Here is a 24749-nt window from a genome sequence, read left to right as displayed (position 1 = left end):
TCAATCCCGCTTGCCGTCGGCAAGATTGAGAAGTTTCTGAGGATCGGTGACCGTCAGCTTCTGGCGGCCGCCTTCGACCATGCCCTTCGCCTCCCAGGCGCTCAGAATTCTCGACACGGTGTGCAGCGTCGTTCCGGTCATTTCGGCAATATCCTGACGCGATATCGGGAAATCGATGCGAATGCCGCTTCCGACCGGCCGCCCCGCCTGTTTCGACAGCCTGAGGACGGCGTGCGCCACCCGCTTTTCCACCTCCTCGGTCGACATCTCGCGAATACGCGTATGCGCTTCCTCCAGCCGCTGGCCGATCGTCTGCATCGCTGTTACGGCCAGGCGGGGATTCTGCTCGACAAAGCGCGGCCACATATCCGTCGGCCAACCGATGACCAGGCTCTCGGCCGCCGCTACAGCCGTCCCGGGATAGTCTTCCCTGCGCAACGCCATCGCGAAGCCGAACAAATCGCCCGGGTGGACCATCCGCACGATGATCTGCTGTCCGTCCGGCGTCACCTGCGTCACCTTGAGACGGCCGTGAAGGAGCAGGAAAAACGACTTTGCGAGGGCACCCTGCTCGAAAACCGCGTCACCCTGCGCGACGCGGCGCGGTGCGGCATGCTGCAGCATCGCGTCGAGATCCGTATCCGTCATCCGTTCAAAGAGCGGCAGCGCTTTCAAAACCGTCCGGTCAACTTTCATCGTCATCCTGTTCTGCCGTGGGGCTCATCGCCGGTTCGAACATATGGGTCATTGCGCCTTCTACCCGCTCTGTCAGCCTTTCAAGCAACCCTCTGCTGCGTACGAGCCGAAAGCCGAGATTGTCGGGTGGACTGCCGACGGAGCAGCCGCCGCCCTTGGGAATTCGAACGAAACTGCTCATCGGGGCCCGGTGCTTGCCGGCTGCGATCATGATCCCGCAGCTCCTGGAGTCAGGGTCACCGCTGAGGTCCTTCTTGCTGAGTTCGACCCGCTTGTTGCAGGTCGACGTCCACTCCCAGACATTTCCGGCAAAATCCACCAGACCGGTCTGGCTGATCCCGAACGAGCCCTGCGGCTGCGGCCGGGGGTCGATGGCGGCTGCCCTGCGGGCTTCACGCTCGTAATCGGCGAGCCAGCGGTTTGCGGGATTGCGATCATTGGGATCTATGCCGAGAGCGTCGTCGGGAAAGCGGTCGGCGGCGGCATAGGCCAGCTCGAAATCGGTCGGCAATCGCCATTCGGTATCGGTATGATCCGACAGCCAGGCCGCATATTGGATCGCGTCGTCATAACTGACGCCGGTCACCGGTGTCACTTCCCGCGACGAGGTGTCGCCCAGGTTCTCGGCCGGTGCGCAAATGGCGTCTGCCACGCAGCGATCATAATCGCGAAGCGTGGTCTGGTACTTCATGATTTCGAGCGGCGAAGCCATGGTCATGTCGAGCCTGGGCGCGTCGACGGCCAGCCCATTGCGAAAATATTCGGCGGCGTCGCGATAAGCGAAACGGTGCGGCGCAATGACGATTGTCTGAGGCGGCGCGACGCTCATGTCAGGAGCGCCCGTCGCGACGAATCCCGATTGCACCGCAACCGCGGCCGAAAGCACCGCGAGCAGCACAAGAGGAATTGTGATGGAAATGCCTGAAACTGGTTCGATCGCTGCGTTCCGGGCCATGATATTTTCGCAAATAGCGCCCCCAAAATGAGAATGGTGCGCGGGTCGCCCCTGACCCCGCGCACCGCCCCCTCCGCCCGGTCAGCTTGCCGACGGTGCCCTGACCGAGGTCATGAGATCGTCGTCCCATTCGCCGGTCACCTTAAAGTGGGCCGCCGCCCCCAGCTCGAAGGCCTCGATAAGGTTGTGGTTCACGTAGGCATAGATGCCAGGCTGAGCGAAAGTATAAAGGGCCGCACCCGCCGTGCCGCCGGGAATGAACCAGGTTTCCTGATCCGTGTCCGGTGGGTTGAGGAATTTGCCGGTCGCCCAGACATATTCGCCATGCCCGCCGATCAGATGCGGCCGGGTGTCGCGGTTGGCCTGAGAATGAACGATCAGCACCGTTTCGCCGACCTTGGCCGTCATCGCATTCTCGCCGGTTAGGGCTCCGACCGCGCCGTTGAAGACGATATGGGTCGGCGTTAGCGTCTTCATGGCGGCGACCGTCTCATCGTAGGCCTCGCCAGGGCTGTCGTATTTCTTGAATTTGCCCGTTTCGTCGCGCGGAACATAAAAGTCCTGTTCGCCGACATAATAGACCTTGTCGTAGACGAGCGGCTTGCCCTTGCCGTCCTTCAGACCTTCACGCGGCAGGACCATGATGGCGCCGTTCATGCCCGATGTGACGTGCCACGGCACCATGCCGGGAGGGGCGCAGTGATAGACGAAGACGCCGGCCTTGGTCGCCTTGAAGCGAAGAACGGTGCTCTCGCCCGGATTAACGACCGTCAATGCGCCGCCGCCCAACCCGCCCGTGGCGGCGTGGAAGTCGATATTGTGCTGAAGCGTATTGCTATCGGGGTTGACCAGGGTCAGCTCGACATAGTCGTCCTGATGCACCACCATCAGAGGACCCGGCACCGATCCGTCGAAGGTCATGGCGTTGATCTCGGTGCCGTCCTTGTCCAGGATCATCTTCTTTTCCTGGATGGTTAGCGTGAATTCCTTGATCTTCGGCCCACCTTCGGCCTTCTGCTGATGAGCATGGACGAAGGGCGGCTTGACGAGCTCGACCTTTTCGCGGGGAAGCCTCGACAAGTCGACCTTCACCTGTTTGGCAGTCTTGAGAGCTGCAACCTCTTCATTGGCCTGCGCCGCGCTTGATACGATGATTGGCGTCAGCGCTCCGGCAACAGCAGCACCCGTCAGCATCGTGCGCCGGGTTATTTGCAGAGTATTTGTCATTTCTAATCTCCTGTAGTCGAAGACTGAGCGGACGCCGCCCTGTCGAAGGGGAGAGTAGAAGAAAGCCGACGGAAATCTTTGACGTGGCGCAAACTGGCTGTTTGTGCCGGCACAAAGTTCAAAGGCTCATCTTTGCGTAATCTCAACGACTGCTGTCCTGCGCCCGCGCATTTCTGTGTGATCAAAATGGAGACATCGATCATGCAGATTACCAAGGACGCGGAGACCAGAACGCCGCGAGGGATGAGCCGCTCCGGACTGGCCCTCTTCTCTTACGGCTTTCGCCCCTTCTTTCTGGCGGCGGCATTGTGGGCGATCGTCAGTATCGGCCTCTGGGCAGCATTCCTGAACTACGGGGTCCCCGTGGCAAGCGACTACGGGGCGCTCTACTGGCACGCGCACGAGATGCTCTTCGGCTTCGCCCCTGCGGTTCTCGCCGGGTTCCTTCTCACCGCAGTTCCGAACTGGACCGGCCGCCTTCCCATATCAGGGCCTCCGCTCGCCGCGCTTTTTGCGATGTGGGGCGCCGGCCGGATCGCCATGTTGGCGAGCGACGGCATCGGAATGACGGCCGCCACCGCCATCGACAGCCTGTTCCTGCCGCTCATGCTCGCCTTATGCGCGCGGGAAGTGGTGGCGGGAAGGAAATGGAAGGATCTCAAGGTCGTCGCCGGCCTCGCCGTCCTGTCGGTCGCCAATTTATGCTTTCATATCCAGGTGATCGGAGGCGGAAATCCGGAGCTTTCCATTCGTCTCGGGCTCGGCGCCTACGTCCTGCTCATCACGATCGTCGGAGGGCGCATCCTGCCGAGTTTCACCCGAAACTGGATCAATCAGCGCGGCCGCACCGATTTCCCAGTCCCCTATAACCACTTCGATACCGCAACCATCATCGCCGGCGCCATGTCTCTCGCCAGCTGGGCGATCCGGCCCGACTCCATCGCAACTGGGTTCTTGGCGGCGGCCGCAGCTGCGATGAACGCAATCCGGCTCGCCCGCTGGCGGGGCTGGGTGACCTGGGGTGAACCGATCCTTTTCGTGCTGCACGCCGCCTATGGTTTCGTTCCTTTGGGATTTGCCGCGATCGCTTTCGGACCGATCGGGCTTTCCCAGGTCGCCGTTCTTCATATCTTCGCGATCGGCGCCATGTCGATGATGATGCTGGCGGTCATGACCCGGGCAAGCCGCGGCCATACGGGGCGGCAGCTCAAATCGAGCCGCGTGACCAACGCATCCTATCTCGTGCTTGCTGCCGTTGCTGTCCTGCGGCCCCTGGCGGAATTACTGCCTGCCGCCACCACGGAGATATTGTTGCTGTCTGCAGTCGGCTGGGCGGTGGCGTTCGGCCTGTTTGCGCTCGAACATGCCCCGGCGCTGTGCCGCGACCGGAAACCTCTCGTCGCGAGAAAGTCATGAGGGCGAATGCCGCCGCGCTTAAAAACGTGGCGGCCTCCGCATCTATTCCCTCGGCAGGCGTCCCATCATCTCCGGCGACCAGGCCGGATCGTAGACCATCTCGACGACGGTTGCCGAAACGCCGTCGATCGCCTCGGTCCGCGCCTTCACCGCTTCGGCGATGAAGGCGGAAGCCGGACAGAAGCGGGTCGTCGTCGTCATTTTTATTCTGACGGCGCCGTCCTCCAAAATCCCGATGGCGTAGATCAGTCCCAGCTCGACAATATCAGTTCCGAGCTCCGGATCCTCGATGCCGCGTAAAGCCGACAGGATTGCCGATCTGGAGATCTTATGTGCGGGCATCGGAACCATTCGCGGGCGTTGCTCTGATCATGATCCTGTAGATCTTGCCGCTGGCGTCGAAATCCCCGATCCATTCATGGCCGCGCACCTTCAGCTCATTGAACAGAAACAGCGGCTCGCGGTTCAGCAGCGCAAACAGCACCTCACCGCTTTTCATCGATTCCAGCCGCGAAAGGATGCGTTCCATCGGCTCCGGCGGCGCGAGATCGGTCAGATCGAGGTTCCAGCTCGGCTCCGGCCAGATCGCCTCCGCCGCTGCGGTTGCCGTGACCGGTTCGCTGCCGGGCTTCTCACGAGGGACGAAATCGATTTCCCAGTCGTCATCGGCAAGGCGCTTGCTGAGATGCGAATAGCCGCGCTGCTCCAGCTGGCGGATCAGCGGGACGGGTTCGAATATGGCGTGAAGCCGCACGCCCTCATCGGGGTCGAGACTGGCGAAGGTATCCATGATGAGCTGAAACGGCATGCCGCCGTCGCGCAGGATGTTTCTTACGTCGAGTTCGCGGAGCTGAACCATTGGCATTACCTCTGTGGTTTGGCGGCGACGAAAAGCGCCGGCTGTTGAAAAGGTGCTCCCCTTGTGACGGGAGCGACATTCGCCAGGCGGCGTGCCAGGACGAGCTCGATGGCGAGGGCAGCGGTAGCCAATGTCTGTACCGTGACGGCAAGACGGAAACCGGCATCGGATCCGGCCGCGATCGCCGCCGCTGATGCGACGACGGCGAGGTAGAAGATAGAGAGCCAGGCGGCAGCCCGTCGCCCATTGAGGAGGTCGGCCAGCCGCGGCGTGGGGCCGCGCCCGAGGAGGGGCCCGAAGGCCTCGATCCAGGTCAGGAAAGGAACGATCTTCAGGAGCTGGGACAGACCGAGGCCCGTCAGCCAGCCGAAGACGAACAGATAGGCTATCGCGGCAAAAATCTGCGGGGCGGCGTCGCCGACAAGGGCTACCGCGAACATCGGAACGGAAAGGCCCAGCAGGACGAAAGCGGGCAGGGATCCCGACATGTTCAGTTCGAGAGCTTTTCGGCGTCTTGCCCGATATGTCAGGAACAGCTCAGCCAGATAGGCCGCGATCGGCAGCTGGAAGAACAGCGATCCAATCAGAAAGACGCGCTGACCGAGCGAGGGTTCGAAGATCGTCGAGACCGTCGCAACGCCAAGCGTGATCGCCGCGAACGCTCCCGTGCCGCGGATGAATGGTGATTTCTGCATCTCTTGGGAAAGCAGAAACATCGGCAGCAGCTTGTAGCTGACGCCGATCGCGGCAAAGGTCATCCATCCGGCGAGGCCGAAGCTCGCGTGGAAGGGCAGGGCATTCACGACAAACGCGCTGATGCCGGGGGTTGCGGTTACGCCGGAAACCGTGACCGCAAACAGCGATCCCAGCACGACCGTCACCGCAAGGCATGCGATAGCGAGCATGACGAGCGGCGAGGCGGCATGGGCCGCCCGACCGCGCCAGAGGCCTGATAACAGCACCGATGCAATCGACAGGAGCGAGGCCAGCAGGACCGCCGATGCCGCGACCATGACAGGGCCGGCCGCGGCCGATCCCACGTCGATCAGCTGGAAGCCGCAGAGGAGAAGCCCGAGCCCGGCGACCGTGCCGGCAAGACAGGGCAGATCGAGCCGGCCGGTCGGCAGGCCGAGGCCCGTCAGCACCGGCGTGAACTGCAGCAGCGCGCCAATCATCAGCAGGCCGAGCCAGCCGATCGTCATCGAATGCACGATGATGAGCGCATGGGGTTCGGCGACAGCCGAGGACGGCGCCCAGAGCCCTGCCGAAAGCAGGCTTTCCGCCAGAAGCAGGAAGAAGAGCGCCGCGCCGAAATAGGCCATCGTCCAACGCGACAGGGTTGTGCCGACAGGCATCATCGCGCCGATCCGAACTTAGTGGCTACCGCAGCAGCAGTCGCAGCCGGCATCCTGCCGGGTGATCTGCACCCGCCAGATATCAGGGCCTTGCTCCAGATAATCCCAGGAGAACTTGCCCGGAAATCCGGTTTCAAGCTGATAATGCAGAGGCCGAGGCTCGTGATCGCTGGTGATCAGCAAGCTGTCGCCAGGGGCCAGCGCATGGAGCGTGCCGAAGATCCGGGGATGCCGCTCGACCGGCGACAGCACGCGGACATCGATATGGGGAGTTTCGCCCTGAACGTTTTGCGTATCAGTCATTCTTGCTCGTTTCCTTGTGCCGCGTCTCTTCGAACATACGGGACCGCGGCTCGTCCCATGTCAGAACGAGATGCTAGGCGGTTTCGGGAGAACTGACTTTGACAGCGGACAAATATCCGGATGATTCTCGGCGAAGACCTCATCATTGATTTGGGACAAGGAAGACCGCGCGGCCGGACGTCATAAAGCATCCTGCTTTTGAAGAGGGATGTGACAATGTCCAACGATCTGATCGCCAAATATGGCGATGCGCGGCTTCCGCGTTATACGAGTTACCCGACGGCGCCGGCTTTTTCCGCTGCCGTGGGGCCGAATGAATATGCCAGCGCCCTCGCCGATATCGCCAAAGCCGGCCCGGTTTCGGTTTACCTCCACGTCCCGTTCTGCCGCTCGATGTGCTGGTACTGCGGCTGCCACACGACCATCACCCGGCAAGATGCCCCGGTCGCCGACTATCTTGACGTGATGAGCCAAGAGATCGAGCTCGTCTCCTTTGCGGCTGGAAACGACGTGCCCGTCAAGAACGTGCACTTCGGCGGCGGCACGCCGACGATCATGAGACCGCAGGAATTTTCCGCTCTGATGGCAAAGCTCAGGAGCGCCTTCGCTTTCGAGGCGGACGCCGGCGTCGCCGTCGAGATCGATCCGCGCACGTTGGCTGCCCCCATGATCGAGGCGCTCGCCGAAAACGGCGTCGACCGGGCAAGCCTCGGCGTCCAGAGTTTCGATCCGGTCGTGCAGGCAGCCATCAATCGGCTGCAGTCCTTCGAGCAGACGGAAACGGCGGTCGTCGGCCTGCGCTCTTCAGGCGTGAGCAGCATCAATTTCGACCTGATTTATGGCCTTCCGAAACAGACCGTCCAATCCTGCATCGAAACGGTCCGGCTGGCTGCGGAGCTGCGTCCCGAACGTTTCGCCGTTTTCGGTTATGCCCACATACCCGCTTTCAAGAAGCATCAGCGCCTGATCGACGAAAGCACGTTGCCGGACGCAAAACAGCGCAACGAGCAGGCGGAAGCGATCGCCGAGGAGCTGCAGAAGGTCGGATATCAGCGCATCGGGCTCGATCATTTTGCACTGCCGGACGATCAGCTGGCGATCGCCGCGCGCAAGGGCGCGATGAGAAGGAACTTCCAGGGCTATACCACGGATGATTGCGACAACCTGATCGGCCTCGGCGCATCTGCGATCGGGCGGCTGCCGACCGGTTATATGCAGAACCACGTGCCGCTCGGCCTCTATGCCGAGCGGATTGCCTCCGGCGTGCTGCCGACCGCCAAGGGATATCTTCTCACAGAAGAGGACAAACTTCGGGCGAAGATCATCGAGAGGCTGATGTGCGATTTCGAAGCCGATCTCGGCAAGCTGAGCAGCGGGTCGGGTTTCGACAGCGGGTTCCTTGTCGAGCGCAACGAGCGTCTCGGCGAACTCGTGGCGGACGGCGTCGTGACGATCAGCGGCGAGCGGATCGCGGTGTTCCAGGAGGCGCGCTTCATGGTCCGTGCCGTCGCGGCGGCGTTCGACGCCTATTTCGGCTCGCACGGGCGCACGCACAGCAAGGCAGCCTGATGCATATCGCCGGAATGTGTGCAGCGTTCCGGGATAACCACACGTATAAGAACAAAGCTAAAACGCGTTGTGAAAACAAAGAACATCAAGCCAGGTGGGAGGCGCCAGTCGAGCGGCTCCGGCCTGTTCGTGGATGCGCTCAGGCGGTGAGGTTTCGATAGATCGCCGGCAGTGCGCTCGGCAGTTTCGAAAGCTCCGAGATCACGGCAAAGCCCGCCCTTCCGAAGATTGCCGGCAGATAGTCGCCGGCGTTGCGGTCGACGGTGACGGCAAAGACGGCCTGGCCGAGGGCGCGGGCTTCGGCGACCGCTTTTCGGCTGTCCTCCAGGGCAAATCGTCCTTCGTAATGATCGACGTCATTCGGCTTGCCGTCCGTCAGGATGAGGAGCAGCTTTTTCCGCGCGCCGTGCTGGTGCAACTGCCCCGACACATGCCGGAGGGCCGCCCCCATACGCGTGTAATAGCCGGGCTTCAGATCGGCGATCCGCCTCGCGGTCGTCGGCGAGAACGTCTCCTCGAACTCCTTGATGCTGTCGATACGCACCCAGTTGCGGCGTCTCGACGTGAAAGTGTGAATGGAGAAACTGTCGCCGCAGGCATCCAGGCCGCGCGCGAAGACGTCGAGCGCCTGTTTCTCGAGATCGAGGACCCTGCGGTTATCCACCCAGGAATCCGTCGACAACGAGACGTCGACGAGGATCGACGTAGCAAGTTCGTGTGAGGCAGGACGGGCGCATTCATAAATGCGGTCATCCGGCTGGCCGGTTGCAAGCAGATCGGCGCGCGCCCGTATCAGCGCCTCGAGGTCGAGGTCGTTGCCGTCGAGCTGCGCCTTCCGGATCTCCCGCTTCGGCCGGAGCGTCTCGAATTGCCGTCTGATCTTGCGCACGATGGCCTGATCGGTCGCGACGGTCGCCTGCTGCGGGGCCGGGACGGTGCCGAGGAGGACGCGGCAGTGATCCTCCATATATTGCTTTCTGCGGTAATCCCATTCGGGATAGGTGAATGCGCCGTGGATTTGCGAGACGTCCGAGGCTTCCGGGGAGAGATCCAGGTCGAAACGGAACTTCGACTTCGGCCGCTCACGTGTTTCGCTCAAGCTGATCTCGTCAAGTTCATCGGCTGCGCCGGCATCGTCGTCGTCCCGGTCATCCGTCGGACGGTCGACGTTGACCATCTCGGCCATGGCGAGGATCTTTTCGAAGCGGTTGAGGATGAAGGGATCGCGCCGGCGGTCGTAGGCGTCCTTCTTGCGGACGGCCTGATGCGAAGAGCGGGCAGGGCCTGCCTCGCCACCCTCGGAGGGAAGGTCCTCGCGGTCGGATTTTTCAGCTTCCGCGCGTCCGGTGAAGTCTGGCCAGATCGGGACAGGCAGCATCGGCAGATAACCTGGGGGCGCCTTGGCTGCCGTCGGCCGGATAAGGTTGGCCAGCCGGTCCCCCAATGGAAATGCCAGGGCGAAGCGCAGATAATCCTCGACCTGCCTCTCGGCCTTGGGCAGCCTGCCGCGGGTTCGGCATGCGAGAATGGCCTCGCTCAGGCGAAGGTACCGAGCATGCATGCCAGGAAAGGTCGCGACCACTCGCGCGGCGTTTCTGCGCCCCGCTTCGATCCGGGCGATGTCGGAAAGCATGGCGTCGTCTGCCCTGCGATCGGGCGTGGAAGCCACCGCAATGTAGGCCGCGAGCCAGAAATAGAGATCCCGGTTCAGCCGTTCGTCATCGAAGATTTCGATCGATGCAGGCAGATGGATTGCGCTGCCGTCCCAGGTCGGATGATCGCTTCTCTCCTCGCCGAGGCCGACGACCTGCCGGAAACGCAGCCGGTGCGACGAGCTCTGCTGGCGCGATTTCTGGATCTGCAACGTCGGCTCGCCGCCGAAGGCGCGGAAGCAGACCGACAGCTGCGATCTGATGTCGGCCAGTTTGACCTCATGCTGCGGATGGCGGGGCCAGGAGCGGGTGTCGCCGACAAGGCGGTGCCACGCGCGTCCGACCGTTTCTTCGAGTTCCAGGAATTCGAGCATCGCTCACCTGCCGAGCGTCGCTGCGGCCACTTCGACAAGGGCGGCCTTCACATCGGCTTCGTCCGTCAGCGGCTCGATGATCGCGGCTCTGACCGCCTCGACAAGCGGCATCCCCGCATCGACGAGGGTCGCGCAGTAGATGATGAGGCGCGTCGACACGCCTTCCTCGAGATCCTGTCCTTTGAGCGTGCGGAGCCGGCGGGCAAGGTCCACCAGCGGCGCCACCCGGCTTTCGGCCAAGCCGCTTTCGATCGATACGGCCGCAATCTCGCGGTCCCTGGGAAGAAAATCGAACTCGATCGACACGAAGCGCTGACGCGTGCTGGGCTTCAGCGATTTCATCAGATTCTGGTAACCCGGATTATACGACACAACCACCATGAAAGACGATTGCGCCTCGATGAGCTCGCCGGTGCGCTCGAGGGGCAGCAGCCGGCGGTCGTCCGTCAGCGGATGAAGAACGACGGCGACGTCTTTGCGGGCTTCGACGATCTCGTCGAGGTAGCAGACGCCGCCCTCGCGCACGGCCTTGGTCAGCGGACCGTCGACCCAGACGGTTTCGCCGCCTTTCAAAAGATAGCGCCCGGTCAGATCGGCGGCGGTGAGATCGTCATGGCAGGAGACGGTCGAGACCGGCAGTCCCAGGCGCGCGGCCATGTGGCGGACGAACCTGGTCTTGCCGCAGCCCGTCGGCCCCTTGAGCAGAATGGGCAACTGCCGGCTCCAGGCGCTCTCGAAAAGCGCGCATTCGTTTCCATGGGCGGTGTAGTGCGGAATTCCCGCATTAGGATTGAGCGGAAGATTAAGCGCGATCGTCATTTCTCTGTTCTCCAAAGGGGGGAGCCCGCCTATTCGGCGGGCTGTGCGATTGCGTCGGGCAGGCGGGCGCGGCCCGGAACGAGGACCGACCAGATGAACATCAGCGCGCTGATGAAGACGAAGACGCCGGAGCCGAGTCTCACCCAGTAGAAGACGCCGAGCTGGTCCTGCACGTCCATATAGGCCTCGCCGAGTATTCTCTGCAGATGAACCTGGATGATGCCGGCAAAGGTGAGGGCGAAGGTCATCACCGACATCGCCGTGCACATGATCCAGAAGCTCGTGATCGAAAGCCACTGATTATAGGGCGCACGGCCGCGGATCTGAGGAATGGCATAGGCCATCGCCGCCAGATTGAGCATGACGTAGGCGCCGAAGAAGGCGAGGTGCCCGTGCGCCGCCGTCACCTGCGTGCCATGCGTATAATAGTTCACCGAGGACAGCGTATGGAGGAAGCCCCAGACGCCGGCGCCGAAGAAGGCCATGACCGAGCATCCGATCGACCACAACAGCGCCGCCTTGTTCTCATGCTTGCGGCCAGCCTTCCAGGTCATGACGAAGGTGAAAATCACCATCGTGAAGAAGGGGGCGACCTCGAGCGTCGAGAAAAGCGAGCCGATCCACTGCCAGTATCCGGGCGCACCGATCCAATAATAGTGATGGCCGGTGCCGAGAATGCCGGAGAAGAGCGCCAGGCCGATGATCACATAGAGCCATTTCTCGATGACCTCCCGGTCGATGCCGTTCAGCCTGATCATCAGGAAAGCCAGGACCGAGGCCATGATCAGCTCCCAGACGCCTTCGACCCACAGATGGACGACATACCACCAGTACATCTTGTCCAGCGACAGGTTGACGGGGTTGTAGAAGGCAAACAGGAAAAAGATCGCCACACCCCAGAGCCCGAACAGCAGGATGTTGGTGATGGTGGTCTTGCGCCCCTTCAAAGCCGTCATCGTCACGTTGAACAGGAACATCAAGGCGACGACGACGATGCCGACCTTGATGGCGAAAGGCTGCTCGAGAAACTCGCGGCCCTCGTGGATGTGGAACAGGTAACCTATGACGGCGACCGCTGCGGCTATCAGGAAGATCCAGAATTGCGCGATGGCGAGTTTCGGGCTGTAGAGTTCCGTCTCGCACTCCTCCGGAAGCAGGAAATAGGTGGTGCCCATGAAGCCCATCAACAGCCAGACGATGAGCGCGTTCGTGTGGATCATGCGGACGATGTTGAACGGAAGCTCGACCGGCAGCGTATTCGGCAGAACGTAGATCGTTCCCGCCAGGACGCCGAATAGCAGCTGCGCCATGAAGAGGCCGAGCGCTCCGTAGAAATAGAGCATGGCGACGCTTTGTGTCTTGTATTTCATTTGCTTGATCCTCTCGCCCGTCAGCCCGCCTGGTTCGGCGGCCACGCCTGCGTGTTCATCTTGCTGACCCATTCGAGGAAGTCCGCGAGATCGTTCACTTCTTCTTCGGTCAGATTGAATTGCGGCATCTGCCTGCGGCCCTCGATGCCGGAGGGTTGCGCCGCCATCCAGGCGTGGAGCGCCTCACGGGCGCTTGCCGGATCCTTGTCGCCGCCCCAGCGTATCCAGACGTTGGACAGCTCGGGTGCGAAATAGGCGCCTTCGCCGTCCAGCGTGTGGCAGTTGATGCAGGCGTTCTTTTCCCAGACGTGTTTGCCCCTGGCGACGCTCTCGGTCAGCTTCGTCTCGTCGGTCGAAACGGTCCTGATGTAATAGTGGCTATGGGCCGTCAGCCCGACGAATATAGCGAAGAAGAAGGCCGATCCGCCGTAGAACACGTTTCGGGCCGCGGTTTTTGTCAGGCGTTCAGCCATCGATGATCCCTTCATGTCGTGGCGGAGCCCGCCGTGACGTCGAAAACGGAGCCAAGGCTCGCGTCTCCTGGATGCCGGAAGGGCGGAGGCGGTTCTTTGTTAATTCGCAAAGACAGCGGAGAATGCGGTTGCCCTCGCCAAAGCGACCAGCAACACGGCCCCGGCCCACAAGAGCAACGCGCGTGCGAGCAGCGAATTGTTGTGACGCAGGCCGAGGAAGTCGAGGACGACGAGACGCACCTTCGCCAAAGCGATGGCGACGGCTGCAAGAACCAATCCGGCTCTTGCCGCAGGACCTGCCGGAATCATCGAGGTTGCAAAGAGGCAGAATGTCAGCATGAGAAGCAGGATCAGCGCCCGCGACGGAGCCTTCGCCGTGTTGCCTGTCTTCATAGGAGATAAATCACCGGGAACATGACCAGCCAGACGATGTCGATGACATGCCAGAGGGTCGTCATGAGATGGATATTCTCAGGCGATGGGAAGCGGGCCATCAGTCCGAGGACCAGGGCTCCGAACAGCACATGCGCCAGATGAAACCCCGTTATCAGGACGTAAAGCTGCGAGAAGACGTCCGCGGCAAGCAGTGAGGTGCCCTCTGCTCGATATTCGTAGAGTTTGACAGCGACGAACAAAATTCCGCCGGCGGCCGCAGCTAACAGGGCCAGGCGTTGCCGTCCTATGCTGCCGGATCGTGGAGCGAGCGCCGCAAACCAGCCGCTGACCAGCAGGATGACAGTATTGGCGAGTGCCATATCATGATGGAGCCTGGCCTTTCCGGCTGCAAATGCCTCCGGCTGGAACCAGGACGCGATGACGAAGCCCGTCAACAGTGCCGCAAAAGCCACGAGTTCGCTCCACGCCAGGATCCATGCCAGCAGATCGTCGCTCTCAGGTGCGGCTTGGCCGTGGGGCTCGGATGAAATCATCGCTCTCATGGCCGCGACGATAGGAATGATATCGCGCGCGCTCTTTGACCGATCGCAAAGAGTGCACCGATCGGAACGCCTAGGGTCTGACGAAAGGAGATCCTGATGACCGACGCGCAAATTGGACTGTCGATAGCCACCCCCGTGATCATCGCATTCGCAATCGCCCTTAATCGCATGGGTGTGCTGCAGCGGATGGGCACGACCTCAGCGGTGCTCGCGTCAATCGCGATCGCCGCCAGCCTGTTCCTGCAGAGGTAATATGATGAAGACGCCGATCCCGACCGATTTTGCAGAACTCGAACACTGCTACGACCAGTTGATGTCCTGGTGCGACGTGCTCCAGGCCATCGCTGATTTCCTGCCCTGCCACATCAACGAGGACCTCTGCGACCGTATCTCAAGCGGTCTGCTTCCGCTGCTGCTGACGACACATGAGCTTGAAAAACGCCTGATCTCGGCGAGACTCGGCCTGATCATGGACGCCGGGGAAAGAGCCGAGGCGGAAGAACGCCGGCGGGTAGGACGCCTGTTCGATCATGGCGCCGCACAGGACGTCGTCGTCACGCTGGAAAGCCTGGGTGAGGGGCGCTGCCGGCTCTCCTGGGAAGCGGTCGGATACCAGCTGCGCTCGTTGTTCTGCTCGATCCGCGGCCATATCAGGTCGGAACGCGAAATCATGCGATTGATGCAGCGGGCCATGGCGGCGGCGGCACGTCTGGATAATGCGATCGAGCAGACGGAAGCGGCCTGAGCCAGACCGGTTTCGGTTTTCAAGGTTTAAGAAAGCGCTTGCCGTTCGGCGCGCCGGAACAGGCTTTTCAATTCCGGCTCGTTCACTAGGACTCCGCCTCGAGAGGCGGCACCCAGGCGAGCCTGCGTTCCCTGCGTTCCGGAAAATTGGCCTTGGTGCGGAGAACAGTCATGATGTGCACCGTCACGGTTTCTTTGCCCGCCCCTTCACGCCAGCCTCTTCCCAGGCTTCACGCTCGACCACCTCATGCGGGGCAAGCCCCTTGATCGGCCAGCCCTTGGGGATGGTCCACCGGCCGGTTTCGCGCGTCGTGATCAGCAGAACTTCGGACCCGCCGCGTGGTTCCTCCCGCGGCCAAAGCGCGCCGAACTGCTCCAGCACCTTGCCGAGGAGGATCGTCTCGGCATGGCCGGCAAGCCCGGACAGGAGTGTCGGCGCCTTGTTCATCCCTCAACGATGGGTCGGTTGTGCATGTCAGGCAAGTAGACGCCGCGGTTATTCCGACAGGTCGCCGTCAAGATGCACGGAATGAAAATCGTCGATGAGCACTTCCAGATCGGCCAGCCAGCCTTTCGGGTCCCTCACCGGAAGGCCGCTCGCCTTCCATCCGCCCTCCGGCGCTTTGGTCAGTTCGAACTTCATCGGTTCGATTGCGGATTCCGGGTTCTTCAGGCGGAGAATGACCTGCCGGGCATCGAGCGCCCTGAAATCGGGAGCCATGACGGCGACGTGAATATCTGCGGTCCCGTTGCTCCCGGCTTCCAGCTCGAGTTGCGCCATCACCTCGTCGGCATGCAGATGCACGGATGACATTGCTGAAACCTCGGCGGCGTCCGCTTGCCCCGGCCCGGCAAATCGCCAGAGACCGGCCGCGCCGATGATCGCGACGGCCAGGATGATTTCAATAACAATGTTTCGCCGCAGCCGCCCTCTCGCAACCGCGTCTCCCGCCAAAGTCGCGCCTGTCAGCCAGAAGCGGTTATAGGCGGCGAGCACGCAAAGTGCCGCGACCAACATGATCTTGACGACGAGGATCCGGCCGTAGAGTGACGTCAGGATATGGGAAAGAGCCGGGAGCTCCGCGATCGCCAGTACAAATCCGGCAAGGACCATCATGACGAAGGCATAGGGGATATTCCGCGAGAAGCTGTCCAGCGGGCGCAGGTCCAATGGTCTCCGGCAGAGCCGCCACAGTGGCGGCAGGCTTCCTATCCAGAACAGAAGCGTCGCGCTGTGGAGAAATATCGCGGTCCTCGCCAGCCAGCGCGGGTCAACCAAGCTGCAATGCCCGCTGAAGGTAAAGCCGCTCGTGGCGATTATCAGAGCCGTGACGGCAAGTATGCGGCCGGCGAACTTGCGGCCGGCGAAGGGAAGCGCGACGACCAGAAACGACAGAAGGAACAGGCTGGCGCAAATCGCCGCATTGCCTTGCAGAGCGATCCGAAACGGCCCTGCGCCGGCGAAGACAAGGCCGCTTCCCGCTTCGTCCAATCCCTGCAGATAGAGGCCCGCCACCAAGAGAGCTGTTGCAGGCGGCAAGACGGTTGCGAGGCCTGGCGTCAGGCCGCCGCCGGTGCCCAGCCAACGGTGGAAAAGCCCACCGCCGACGACAAATGCCAGGAACAGAACCGTGGCCGTGTGCACGAGCCAGATGGCAATCGGTAAAGAAAGATCGGCCGGCTGGCCGGCCGCAACCGGCAACCCAGCCGAAGGTGCGCCGACATTGAACACAAGCGCGCCGCCGACGGGGTGGCCGTCTTCGGACTCGACGCGGTAGCTGACGATCACGGTGCCGCGGATATCCAGGTCCGATAAGCGCAATCGGACATCGGCACCTGCTGTCTCGGCATTCAATTCCCGGCTCGCGCCGCTATCCCCGTTTGCCGTTGCCCGGATAAGTCGGACAGGTTCATTAAAATGCAGATCGACTTCGGCCGGTAGCCGGTCCAGCGTCTCGTTGGCGGCTGGCGTCGAACTTTTGAGAGCGGCGTGAGCAAGCGCGGCTGTCGGCAGAAACGTGGCCATCGCGATGATGGCAGCGGCGCAAGCCGCCTGCAGGAGCCGCGCCGCGAGGTTGACCGCCGTCAAGGACCGCATGATCGACGGCTCCCGCCTGCTCACGAACGCGGCTGTTCGACCACGTCGAAGTACGGGGCAGGGGTTTCGTAGTCGTCCGACGACTTGCCTGCCGCGGGAATTTCGATCCAGCGTTCGACGGCGCCTTCGGTGCATTCCTGGACGACGGGAACGTAGATGCGGGTCTTGGGCGGGATTTCCTTCGCGACCGTCGCGCGGAAAACGAATTCATCATATTCGTCGTCGGCAAGATTGCCGCCGGACCATGCGATCTCGCTGATACCTTCCTTCACCGGCTTGCCGTACAGATCGTAGCTCTTCTCATAGGCCGCATTGACCTTGTCGATGGTCCAGCCGGGTTTGGGCATCGGCTTTGCCGATAGCAGACCCTCCGGGATATTCACGCGGATCTTGATCGTTGCCTTGCCCTCGCAACCGTGTCCGACACGAAGGATTGCCTTGTACGCCTGGCCTGGCTGCGCCTGGCCTTGCTCGAGGGTGACATGAGCATTGGCTGCGCCTGCCGCGCAGGCAACCACCACGAAAGCAATGGCCATAGCCTTGAGCATGATTATTCTCCAATGTGCGGGATGGCGCGCAAGCGCGGCCATCCGCAGCTTTCATTGATCACTGGGTGATATTGGCGAGGTCGGCATCGAGCCGCTTGCGCACCATGTTCGGTACCTTTGCGGTCTTGATCGCGTCGAGATTGGCCGGGCTGTCGCCGACCTGGATCAGGGCAACCATGCCCATGCCGGCATGAGGCGTGCATTTCAGGACATAGGCGCCCGGAACATCGAATTTCGCCTGATACTGTTCGTTCGGCTTGGATTTGAATTCGGCAACGCCGTCTGGAATGAGCCCCATGAAAGTCTCGACATTGTGGCTCTTGTCGGTGGGAATGAAGGTGACGGTGTCGCCGGGGGCGATTTTCAGGAAGCCGGGTTCGAACACCATCGCGCCGTCAGCGCCTTTGTTGAGCATCTGAACCTGGTGGTCGGCGGCCATCAACGGCGCTGCCGAGACAATCAAGGCTGCCGTTGCAGCGATCAGACCGAATTTCAAACGCATTTGCAATCTCCTGTTCTGAGAGGCTCTATCAGCCTCATGAACTTCTTTTAAGAGATGCCGGAACCGGCTTCTTTGACGCCCGTCAAACTCGGGAAAAAAGCCGGCGATCGGGGTTCGGCTGCCGGCTCGACTTCACGGCAAGCATACGCACGCGTCACCCGGCGCAGCGGCGTTGCGCCAGTCGTCCAAGCCGATTTTCGAATGGGAGTTGTAATTCCTGCCTAATCGGCGGAAGCCATCGGCAATGCGAACGGCCGGAAAGACGCTCCTTGGCGAACGTCAGCCCGACAATATGGTCCTGACGGCCGCGAGCCTGGAGCTCACTTCGTGTCGAGAAGCTCGCGGATCTTCAACGCCAGCTCCCTTGCTGTGTAGGGCTTGCGCAGCCACTGTGCGCCGGGAACGATACCCTTGCCCGCAAGGCCCGGCTCGGAATATCCCGAGGTGAACAGAACGGCGATGTCGGGCCGCAAGAGGCGCACCTCCCGCGCGAGTTCGTCGCCGGTGATCCCGCCCGGCATCACGATGTCGGTGAACAGGAGCGCGATGTCGGGATTTTCCCTGAGGAGATCGAGTGCGCGGCGGCCGTTTTCGGCTTCAAGCACCGTGTAGCCCATCGAAGCGAGTCTTGCGACGGCGACGCGGCGGACGCGGGCGTCATCCTCGACGACCAGCACCGTTTCGTCCCCGCGCGGCAGCTGGCTCTCGACGACGCCATGATCCGGCGCCGGCTCGCGGGGCTTTGCGCCGGCGACGGCCGGCAGATATATCCGAACCGTCGTGCCGCGTCCCACCTCGCTGTAGAGCTGGAGATGCCCGCCCGATTGCTTGACGAAACCATAGACCATGCTGAGCCCGAGACCCGTGCCCGAGCCGACTTCCTTCGTTGTGAAAAACGGTTCTATCGCCCGCTTCCTGACCTCCTCGGTCATGCCCATGCCGGTATCCGTCATGGTGACGAGGACGAAGTTGCCGCTGCGCACTTCCGGATACATTTTTGCATAATCGGCATCGAGATGGACACGCGAAATCGTCGTCGTCAGACTGCCGCCCTTCGGCATGGCATCCCTCGCGTTCAGGGCGATGTTCAGGATGGCGTTCTGAAGCTGCGAGCTGTCGACCAGAACGCTGAGGTCCGACCCGTCGATAATGGTCGACAGCTTGATATCTTCACCAAGTGTTCGCCGCAGCAGATCGGCAAAGCCGGTGACGAGCTGCCCGAGATCCGCATGCTTGGGATTCAACGGCTGGCGCCGGCCGAATGCCAGCAGCTGGCCCGTCAGGATAGCTCCGTCCTGCGCGGCGGCCTGCGCCTCCCTGAGGATATCGCGAAGGCTGCCGGGCGGCAGCTTGTCCTCGATCATTTCGAGGTTGCCGCTGATGACGGTAAGGAGGTTGTTGAAGTCATGCGCGAGACCGCCGGTCAGCTGTCCGATCGCCTCCATCTTCTGTGCCTGACGAAGGTCCTCCTCGATCTTGAAGCGGCTCGTCAAGTCGCGGACGAAACCTGTGAAGATCCGCTCGCCGTTCGCCGTTGCCTCGCCGACATGGAGTTCCATCGGGAATTGCGAGCCGTCCGCCCGCTGTCCTGTGACAACGCGCCCATAGCCGATGATGCGCTTCTCGCCGGTTTCGATATAATGGTCGATATAGCCGTCGTGAGCGTCGCGGTAGGGGTTCGGCATCAGGTTGCTGACGTTGCGGCCGCAAATCTGATCCGAAGGCATTCCGAACAGTTTTTCGGCAGCCTTGCTGAACGACAGCACCGTCCCTTTGTGGTCGATCACCACCATCGCATCGGGTACGGTGTCGAGGATCGAACTGAGGTGCGCCTCGCGGGCCTTGACCGCCTCCTGCGCGCCCCTCAGGGCGCTGACGTCGCTATTCGTCTGGATGACGGCAAACTCTCCATCCGGCAGTTTGACCAGCACGCAGCGGGACGCGACATGAATCTCGTGCCCGCTCTTATGGCGGTGAATGATCTCGCCCTGCCAGAAGCCGCGCGACCTCAGCTGGTCGCGGATGTTTTCAGCCGGTTCGTGAAACTTCGTCGCCAGCAGGTCATAGACCTTTTCGCCGACGGCTTCCTCTCTTGCCCAGCCATACATGTTCTCGCAGCCGATCGACCAGTGCGTGATCGTCCCGTCGAAGCGATGAACCAGGATATCTGCGCCGTCGAGCACGTGCACCATGGCATCCAGCTCCTGCGGCGATGCGGTTCTCGGTGACACGAGGCGATGGGGCATGAACGTCGATCCTGGCTTGTTGCATCAATGCAGGTTGACCCTATGACAGGAATTCTCCGAAAAATCATCAGCGTCGCCGGACAGTTGCACCAGCCGGGCGAGATTGACGATCCTGAGGTCGTGCCTGCCCTCGGGAACAACGATGTTGCGCGCGGCAAGTTTCGTGATCGTGCGGGAGACGGTCTCGATGGTCAGACCGAGATGGTCGGCAATGTCCTGGCGGTTCATGGGGACACGCAAGAGGCCCTGACGCGGCTGCGGGTTGCGGCGGGATGCAAGCTTGACGATGAAGCTGCAGAGGCGCTCCTCGGCATTCTTCTTCGACAGCAGCACCATCTGTTCATGCGCAGCGGCCGCCTCCTGGCAGAGCAGCGAGATATAGGCCGGGCCGAGCGCATTCGAACGGGCGACTTCTTCGTGGAAACTCTTGCGAGATATCCGGCGGATCTTGCATTCGGTGACGGCCTCGGCCGTGAACAGGAAATCGTTTTGCAGGGAAGCGCCGATGAGATCGCCGGCGAAATGAAATGCGGTTATCACCCGGCGACCTTCGCCGATGATGCGATGCAGGCGGACGACGCCTTCTTCCACCTGGAAGAGATGGTTGGCCTTGTCGCCCTCCCAACAAATGGCCTTGCCGGCTGCGACGACCTCGGCGGTGGAACTTACGAAAAGCGACGACAGCGATTGGCCGGCATGAAGGCCTTCTAACGTCTTCTCGGCATTGTCGAACGCGTGGTTGTTCTGCATCAGCATCGTCGTGTCCCCTTGTGGCAGTGGGTGCAGTAGAAGGCCGCTGCGTCACACCGGAATGAGCGGACGGTGCCAAAGGGTGAAAGTTTGTAACAGTGTGTAACAGCGACGGTTCGTCCGACGCTTCCAGGCCCCTTGTTGATGTAGATCAAGGAGCCATTCCCGGCTTCATGACAGTCCTGCCTCGAAATCCGAGAAAGCCGGCCGCGAGGCGGTCGTCTGTGCACTGGGGACGACATCATGAATTACACGACGGAAACGATGGTGGTCGCGGTCGCAGCGTTTCTAGCGCTGCTCGCAGCCGCATTCGCGCACGATCATCTCTTTGCGGTCCATTTGGGCATACTTTGCCTCTGCCTCGTGGCGGGAACCCTGCTGCTTGTCAGGAACGTCGAGTTTTCAACGGCGGGCCAACAGCGCAAGGCCGACGTAACAGGTTATTTCGACGAGGTGGTCCGCTACGGCCTGATCGCCACGGTTCTGGGGCGTCGTCGGCTTCCTCGTCGGCGTGATTATCGCGCTGCAACTGGCCTTTCCCGACCTCAACATTGCGCCCTATCTCAACTTCGGACGATTGCGGCCGGTTCACACCTCAGCTGTCATCTTCGCCTTCGGCGGCAACGCGCTGATCATGACCTCGTTCTACGTGGTGCAGCGCACCTGTCGCGCGCGTCTCTTCGGCGGCACGCTCGCCTGGTTCGTCTTCTGGGGCTACCAGCTCTTCATCGTCATGGCTGCGACTGGCTACGTGCTCGGCATCACCCAGGCCCGTGAATATGCCGAGCCCGAGTGGTATGTCGATCTGTGGCTGACTATCGTCTGGGTCGCCTATCTCGCCGTCTATCTCGGAACAATCCTGAAGCGCAAGGAACCGCATATCTATGTGGCGAACTGGTTCTATCTCGGCTTCATCGTCACCATTGCGATGCTGCATGTGGTCAACAATCTTGCGGTTCCGGCCTCGTTCCTGGGCTCCAAGAGCTATTCGCTCTTCTCCGGCGTTCAGGATGCGCTGACCCAATGGTGGTATGGCCATAATGCCGTCGGCTTCTTCCTCACCGCCGGCTTCCTCGGCATGATGTACTATTTCGTGCCGAAGCAGGCCAACCGGCCCGTCTATTCCTACCGGCTGTCGATCATCCACTTCTGGGCTCTGATCTTCATGTATATCTGGGCCGGTCCGCACCACCTGCATTACACGGCGCTGCCCGACTGGGCGCAGACGCTCGGCATGGTGTTCTCGGTCATGCTCTGGATGCCCTCCTGGGGCGGCATGATCAACGGCCTGATGACCCTTTCGGGCGCCTGGGACAAGATCCGCACGGACCCGATCATCCGCATGATGATCGTCGCCATCGCCTTTTACGGCATGTCGACTTTCGAAGGCCCGATGATGTCGGTCAAAACAGTCAATTCGCTCAGCCACTATACCGAATGGACGATCGGCCACGTGCATTCCGGGGCGCTCGGCTGGGTGGGTATGATCACCTTCGGGGCGATCTATTACCTGACGCCGAAGCTGTGGGGGCGCGAGCGTCTCTATAGCCTGCGGATGGTCAACTGGCACTTCTGGCTCGCGACCCTCGGAATCGTGATCTACGCCGCTGTGCTCTGGGTTGCCGGCATCCAGCAGGGGCTGATGTGGCGCGAATACAATTCCCAGGGCTTCCTCGTCTATTCCTTCGCGGAGACGGTCGCGGCGATGATCCCCTACTACGTGCTGCGCGCGGTCGGCGGAGCGCTTTACCTGGCGGGCGGTCTCGTCATGGCCTGGAACGTGTTCATGACGATCCGCGGCCACCTGCGCGACGAAGCTGCTATCCCGACCACTTTCGTGCCCCAGGCACAGCCTGCCGAATGAGGTGAGACATGGCATCGATACTTGATAAACATAAGATCCTCGAGAAGAACGCGACGCTTCTTCTGGTCGGCTCGCTGCTCGTCGTCAGCATCGGCGGCATCGTTGAAATCGCACCGCTGTTCTACCTGCAGAACACGATCGAGAAAGTGGAAGGTATGCGGCCTTACACGCCGCTGGAGCTCGCCGGACGGAACATTTACATCCGTGAGGGCTGCTATCTCTGCCACAGCCAGATGATCCGGCCGTTCCGCGATGAAGTCGAACGTTACGGCCATTACTCGCTGGCCGCGGAATCGATGTACGACCATCCGTTCCAGTGGGGCTCCAAGCGAACCGGGCCGGATCTGGCCCGCGTCGGCGGCCGCTACTCGAACGAATGGCACGTCCAGCATCTCGCAAATCCGCGCGCCGTCGTGCCGGAATCCATCATGCCGAGCTACGCCTTCCTCAAGGAGCAGGAGGTGACGGTCAAGGATGTCGGAATGGACCTCAAGGCCAACGAGGATGTGGGCGTGCCTTATAGCGATGACATGCTGGCGAATGCCGAGGCCGACATGAGGGCTCAGGCCGATCCGAACGCGGACACGACGGCGCTGCTTCAGCGCTATCCGAAGACGAAGATCGGCGATTTCGATGGCGACCCGGCCAGGCTGACCGAAATGGACGCTCTGGTGTCCTACCTGCAGATGCTCGGAACACTGGTCGATTTCTCGACCTATGACGACGCGACCGGCTACCGGTGAGGGATCCATGGAAGCCTATACTGCAATGAGACACTTCGCCGACAGCTGGGGCCTCCTGGCGATGGCGGCATTCTTCGTCGGCGCGGTCATGTTCACCCTTCGCCCAGGCAGCAAGCAGACGGCGAAAGAAGCCGCCGATATTCCCTTGAAGGACGATTGAGATGTCGGAAAACCATATCGATGAATTGAGCGGCGTCGAAACGACCGGACATGAATGGGACGGCATCCGCGAACTCAACAATCCGATGCCGCGCTGGTGGGTCTGGACGTTCTACGTGACGATCCTGTGGGCGATCGGCTATGCCATCGCCTATCCGGCCATCCCGATGATCACATCCGCCACGAAAGGCTATTTCGGCTACTCGACGCGCGCCGAGTTGCAGCAGGATCTCGATCTCGCCAAGGCATCCCAGACGAAGTTCCATGATCTGATCGCTGCCAAGACTGTGCAGGAAATCGATGCGGATCCGGCTTTGCGTGAATTCGCCATTGCCGGCGGGGCGTCGGCATTCAAGGTCAACTGCGCGCCCTGTCACGGCTCGGGCGCGAGTGGCGGCCCAGGGTTCCCGAATCTCAACGACGATGACTGGCTGTGGGGCGGGGACCTCGAGGCGATTCAGACCACGATCGCTCATGGGATCCGCTTCGACGGCGATACGGAGACCCATGCTTCCGAGATGCCGCCCTTTACCGACGTGCTGCAACCCATCCAGATGAAGCAGGTCGCCGCCTATGTCTGGGGGCTGACCAATACGCCATCCGATCCCGCGCTCGCAGAGGCGGGAAAGCAGGTCTTCCTTGACAATTGCGCCGCATGTCACGGCGAGGACGCCAAGGGCAAAGCCGAAATGGGCGCGCCGGATCTCGCCGATGCGATCTGGCTCAAAGCGCGCGGCGAAGACGCCATCCTTCGCCAGGTGGCCTCTCCCAAGCATGGCGTCATGCCGGCTTGGGCGGGACGTCTCGGCGATACGACAGTCAAGGAGCTGACCATCTTCGTCCATTCGCTGGGCGGCGGCACGTAAGGAGAAAGCCATGACAGCCCACGACCACAATCCGATCCTCGGTCTCTACGGCACGCCGCGTGCTGTTATCCGATCGCGTGTCTCGGCGCGCGCTCAACCGATGCCTGCATCTTCGGAGCAGGACGACCCGGCAAAAATCGGCAATTCGATCGTGAGTTTGGCCAGCCTTAAAGATCACAAGCAGACGAGCCGATAGTATCAGCGCCTGTCGAGGACGCCCCAG

Annotated in this window: 27 protein-coding genes and 1 pseudogene; 9 read left to right on the top strand and 19 right to left on the bottom strand. The window is 61.6% G+C overall.

The window, feature by feature from the left end; genetic code table 11:
• From RHE_RS29180 to nirK, 3 genes are all read right to left on the bottom strand, one after another.
• A complete protein-coding gene (locus RHE_RS29180) occupies positions 1 to 696 on the bottom strand; it encodes a Crp/Fnr family transcriptional regulator (protein ID WP_042120066.1) in 696 nt (231 codons plus the stop codon).
• Positions 686 to 1651, bottom strand: coding sequence for an SUMF1/EgtB/PvdO family nonheme iron enzyme (locus RHE_RS29175; protein WP_011428829.1), 966 nt, complete (start codon positions 1649 to 1651; stop codon positions 686 to 688). The genes RHE_RS29180 and RHE_RS29175 overlap by 11 nt, the downstream gene beginning before the upstream one ends.
• A gap of 81 nt (positions 1652 to 1732) precedes the next feature.
• Entirely contained in the window at positions 1733 to 2878 is a 1146-nt protein-coding gene (nirK, locus tag RHE_RS29170) for a copper-containing nitrite reductase (protein ID WP_011428828.1), read from the bottom strand.
• Positions 2879 to 3079: 201 nt separating this feature from the next.
• On the opposite strand from nirK, the gene RHE_RS29165 reads away from it, so the two are divergent.
• Complete coding sequence (locus RHE_RS29165; protein WP_011428827.1) at positions 3080 to 4294, top strand: NnrS family protein; 1215 nt, start codon at positions 3080 to 3082, stop codon at positions 4292 to 4294.
• 42 nt (positions 4295 to 4336) lie between these two features.
• Here the strand turns inward: RHE_RS29165 and RHE_RS29160 are convergent, their stop codons facing one another.
• From RHE_RS29160 to RHE_RS29145, 4 genes are read right to left on the bottom strand one after another with little or no spacing between them, the layout of a single operon-like run.
• On the bottom strand, positions 4337 to 4636 hold the full coding sequence (locus RHE_RS29160; RefSeq protein ID WP_011428826.1) for a metal-sulfur cluster assembly factor: 300 nt from the start codon (positions 4634 to 4636) through the stop codon (positions 4337 to 4339).
• A complete protein-coding gene (locus RHE_RS29155) occupies positions 4623 to 5153 on the bottom strand; it encodes a DUF2249 domain-containing protein (RefSeq protein WP_011428825.1) in 531 nt (176 codons plus the stop codon). Before RHE_RS29155 ends, RHE_RS29160 begins: the two co-directional genes overlap by 14 nt.
• A gap of 5 nt (positions 5154 to 5158) precedes the next feature.
• A complete protein-coding gene (locus RHE_RS29150; RefSeq protein WP_042120027.1) occupies positions 5159 to 6511 on the bottom strand; it encodes a hypothetical protein in 1353 nt (450 codons plus the stop codon).
• A gap of 15 nt (positions 6512 to 6526) precedes the next feature.
• Entirely contained in the window at positions 6527 to 6811 is a 285-nt protein-coding gene (locus tag RHE_RS29145) for a DUF2249 domain-containing protein (RefSeq protein ID WP_011428823.1), read from the bottom strand.
• Between the two features lie 216 nt (positions 6812 to 7027).
• Here RHE_RS29145 and hemN point away from each other — a divergent pair, with 216 nt between their 5' ends.
• Positions 7028 to 8380, top strand: coding sequence for an oxygen-independent coproporphyrinogen III oxidase (hemN, locus tag RHE_RS29140; RefSeq protein WP_011428822.1), 1353 nt, complete (start codon positions 7028 to 7030; stop codon positions 8378 to 8380).
• A 139-nt stretch (positions 8381 to 8519) separates the two neighbouring features.
• Here hemN and RHE_RS29135 read toward each other — a convergent pair whose 3' ends face one another.
• The 6 genes from RHE_RS29135 to RHE_RS29110 form a co-directional block, all read right to left on the bottom strand.
• Positions 8520 to 10406: a nitric oxide reductase activation protein NorD gene (locus RHE_RS29135; RefSeq protein ID WP_011428821.1), complete on the bottom strand. Its 1887-nt coding sequence runs from the start codon at positions 10404 to 10406 to the stop codon at positions 8520 to 8522.
• 3 nt (positions 10407 to 10409) lie between these two features.
• A complete protein-coding gene (locus tag RHE_RS29130; RefSeq protein ID WP_011428820.1) occupies positions 10410 to 11225 on the bottom strand; it encodes a CbbQ/NirQ/NorQ/GpvN family protein in 816 nt (271 codons plus the stop codon).
• A 29-nt stretch (positions 11226 to 11254) separates the two neighbouring features.
• Positions 11255 to 12595: a cbb3-type cytochrome c oxidase subunit I gene (locus RHE_RS29125; RefSeq protein WP_011428819.1), complete on the bottom strand. Its 1341-nt coding sequence runs from the start codon at positions 12593 to 12595 to the stop codon at positions 11255 to 11257.
• A gap of 20 nt (positions 12596 to 12615) precedes the next feature.
• A complete protein-coding gene (locus RHE_RS29120; RefSeq protein WP_011428818.1) occupies positions 12616 to 13068 on the bottom strand; it encodes a c-type cytochrome in 453 nt (150 codons plus the stop codon).
• Between the two features lie 99 nt (positions 13069 to 13167).
• Positions 13168 to 13461, bottom strand: a complete 294-nt coding sequence (locus RHE_RS29115) for a cytochrome C oxidase subunit IV family protein (RefSeq protein WP_042120026.1) — start codon at positions 13459 to 13461, stop codon at positions 13168 to 13170.
• On the bottom strand, positions 13458 to 13997 hold the full coding sequence (locus RHE_RS29110) for a cytochrome c oxidase subunit 3 (protein ID WP_011428817.1): 540 nt from the start codon (positions 13995 to 13997) through the stop codon (positions 13458 to 13460). The genes RHE_RS29115 and RHE_RS29110 overlap by 4 nt, the downstream gene beginning before the upstream one ends.
• Positions 13998 to 14102: 105 nt before the next feature.
• Between RHE_RS29110 and RHE_RS33340 the strand changes: the two genes are divergently transcribed.
• The gene (locus RHE_RS33340) at positions 14103 to 14258 is read left to right on the top strand and encodes a hypothetical protein (RefSeq protein ID WP_086005053.1); all 156 of its coding nucleotides are present in this window, start codon (positions 14103 to 14105) and stop codon (positions 14256 to 14258) included.
• Positions 14259 to 14262: 4 nt separating this feature from the next.
• A complete protein-coding gene (locus RHE_RS29105; protein ID WP_042120065.1) occupies positions 14263 to 14751 on the top strand; it encodes a hypothetical protein in 489 nt (162 codons plus the stop codon).
• 183 nt (positions 14752 to 14934) lie between these two features.
• Here the strand turns inward: RHE_RS29105 and RHE_RS34635 are convergent, their stop codons facing one another.
• The 6 genes from RHE_RS34635 to RHE_RS29075 all read right to left on the bottom strand — a co-directional run bounded on the left by RHE_RS34635 (position 14935) and on the right by RHE_RS29075 (position 20900).
• A complete protein-coding gene (locus RHE_RS34635; RefSeq protein ID WP_244425824.1) occupies positions 14935 to 15198 on the bottom strand; it encodes an NUDIX domain-containing protein in 264 nt (87 codons plus the stop codon).
• Positions 15199 to 15246: 48 nt separating this feature from the next.
• Positions 15247 to 16848, bottom strand: a complete 1602-nt coding sequence (locus RHE_RS29095; RefSeq protein WP_011428815.1) for a copper resistance CopC/CopD family protein — start codon at positions 16846 to 16848, stop codon at positions 15247 to 15249.
• Positions 16849 to 16868: 20 nt separating this feature from the next.
• A complete protein-coding gene (locus RHE_RS29090; RefSeq protein WP_011428814.1) occupies positions 16869 to 17396 on the bottom strand; it encodes a YcnI family copper-binding membrane protein in 528 nt (175 codons plus the stop codon).
• Positions 17397 to 17454: 58 nt separating this feature from the next.
• Complete coding sequence (locus RHE_RS29085) at positions 17455 to 17898, bottom strand: pseudoazurin (RefSeq protein WP_011428813.1); 444 nt, start codon at positions 17896 to 17898, stop codon at positions 17455 to 17457.
• 320 nt (positions 17899 to 18218) lie between these two features.
• On the bottom strand, positions 18219 to 20144 hold the full coding sequence (locus tag RHE_RS29080) for a hybrid sensor histidine kinase/response regulator (protein WP_042120025.1): 1926 nt from the start codon (positions 20142 to 20144) through the stop codon (positions 18219 to 18221).
• Between the two features lie 24 nt (positions 20145 to 20168).
• The gene (locus tag RHE_RS29075; RefSeq protein ID WP_011428811.1) at positions 20169 to 20900 is read right to left on the bottom strand and encodes a Crp/Fnr family transcriptional regulator; all 732 of its coding nucleotides are present in this window, start codon (positions 20898 to 20900) and stop codon (positions 20169 to 20171) included.
• Between the two features lie 237 nt (positions 20901 to 21137).
• Here RHE_RS29075 and ccoN point away from each other — a divergent pair.
• From ccoN to RHE_RS29050, 5 genes and pseudogenes are all read left to right on the top strand, one after another.
• A pseudogene (gene ccoN, locus RHE_RS29070) lies at positions 21138 to 22758 on the top strand (cytochrome-c oxidase, cbb3-type subunit I).
• 8 nt (positions 22759 to 22766) lie between these two features.
• The gene (gene ccoO / locus RHE_RS29065) at positions 22767 to 23501 is read left to right on the top strand and encodes a cytochrome-c oxidase, cbb3-type subunit II (RefSeq protein ID WP_011428809.1); all 735 of its coding nucleotides are present in this window, start codon (positions 22767 to 22769) and stop codon (positions 23499 to 23501) included.
• A 7-nt stretch (positions 23502 to 23508) separates the two neighbouring features.
• Positions 23509 to 23661, top strand: a complete 153-nt coding sequence (locus RHE_RS29060) for a CcoQ/FixQ family Cbb3-type cytochrome c oxidase assembly chaperone (protein WP_011428808.1) — start codon at positions 23509 to 23511, stop codon at positions 23659 to 23661.
• A 1-nt stretch (position 23662) separates the two neighbouring features.
• Positions 23663 to 24526 (top strand): cytochrome-c oxidase, cbb3-type subunit III, encoded by an 864-nt coding sequence (ccoP, locus tag RHE_RS29055; RefSeq protein WP_011428807.1) that lies wholly within the window; start codon positions 23663 to 23665, stop codon positions 24524 to 24526.
• 10 nt (positions 24527 to 24536) lie between these two features.
• Entirely contained in the window at positions 24537 to 24722 is a 186-nt protein-coding gene (locus RHE_RS29050) for a hypothetical protein (protein ID WP_042120024.1), read from the top strand.
• Positions 24723 to 24749: the final 27 nt, after the last annotated feature.

The organism is Rhizobium etli CFN 42 (assembly GCF_000092045.1).
GTDB lineage: Bacteria > Pseudomonadota > Alphaproteobacteria > Rhizobiales > Rhizobiaceae > Rhizobium > Rhizobium etli.
The sequence above is the reverse complement of the archived record's forward strand: the minus strand, read 5'-3'. Positions and strand labels throughout refer to the sequence as shown.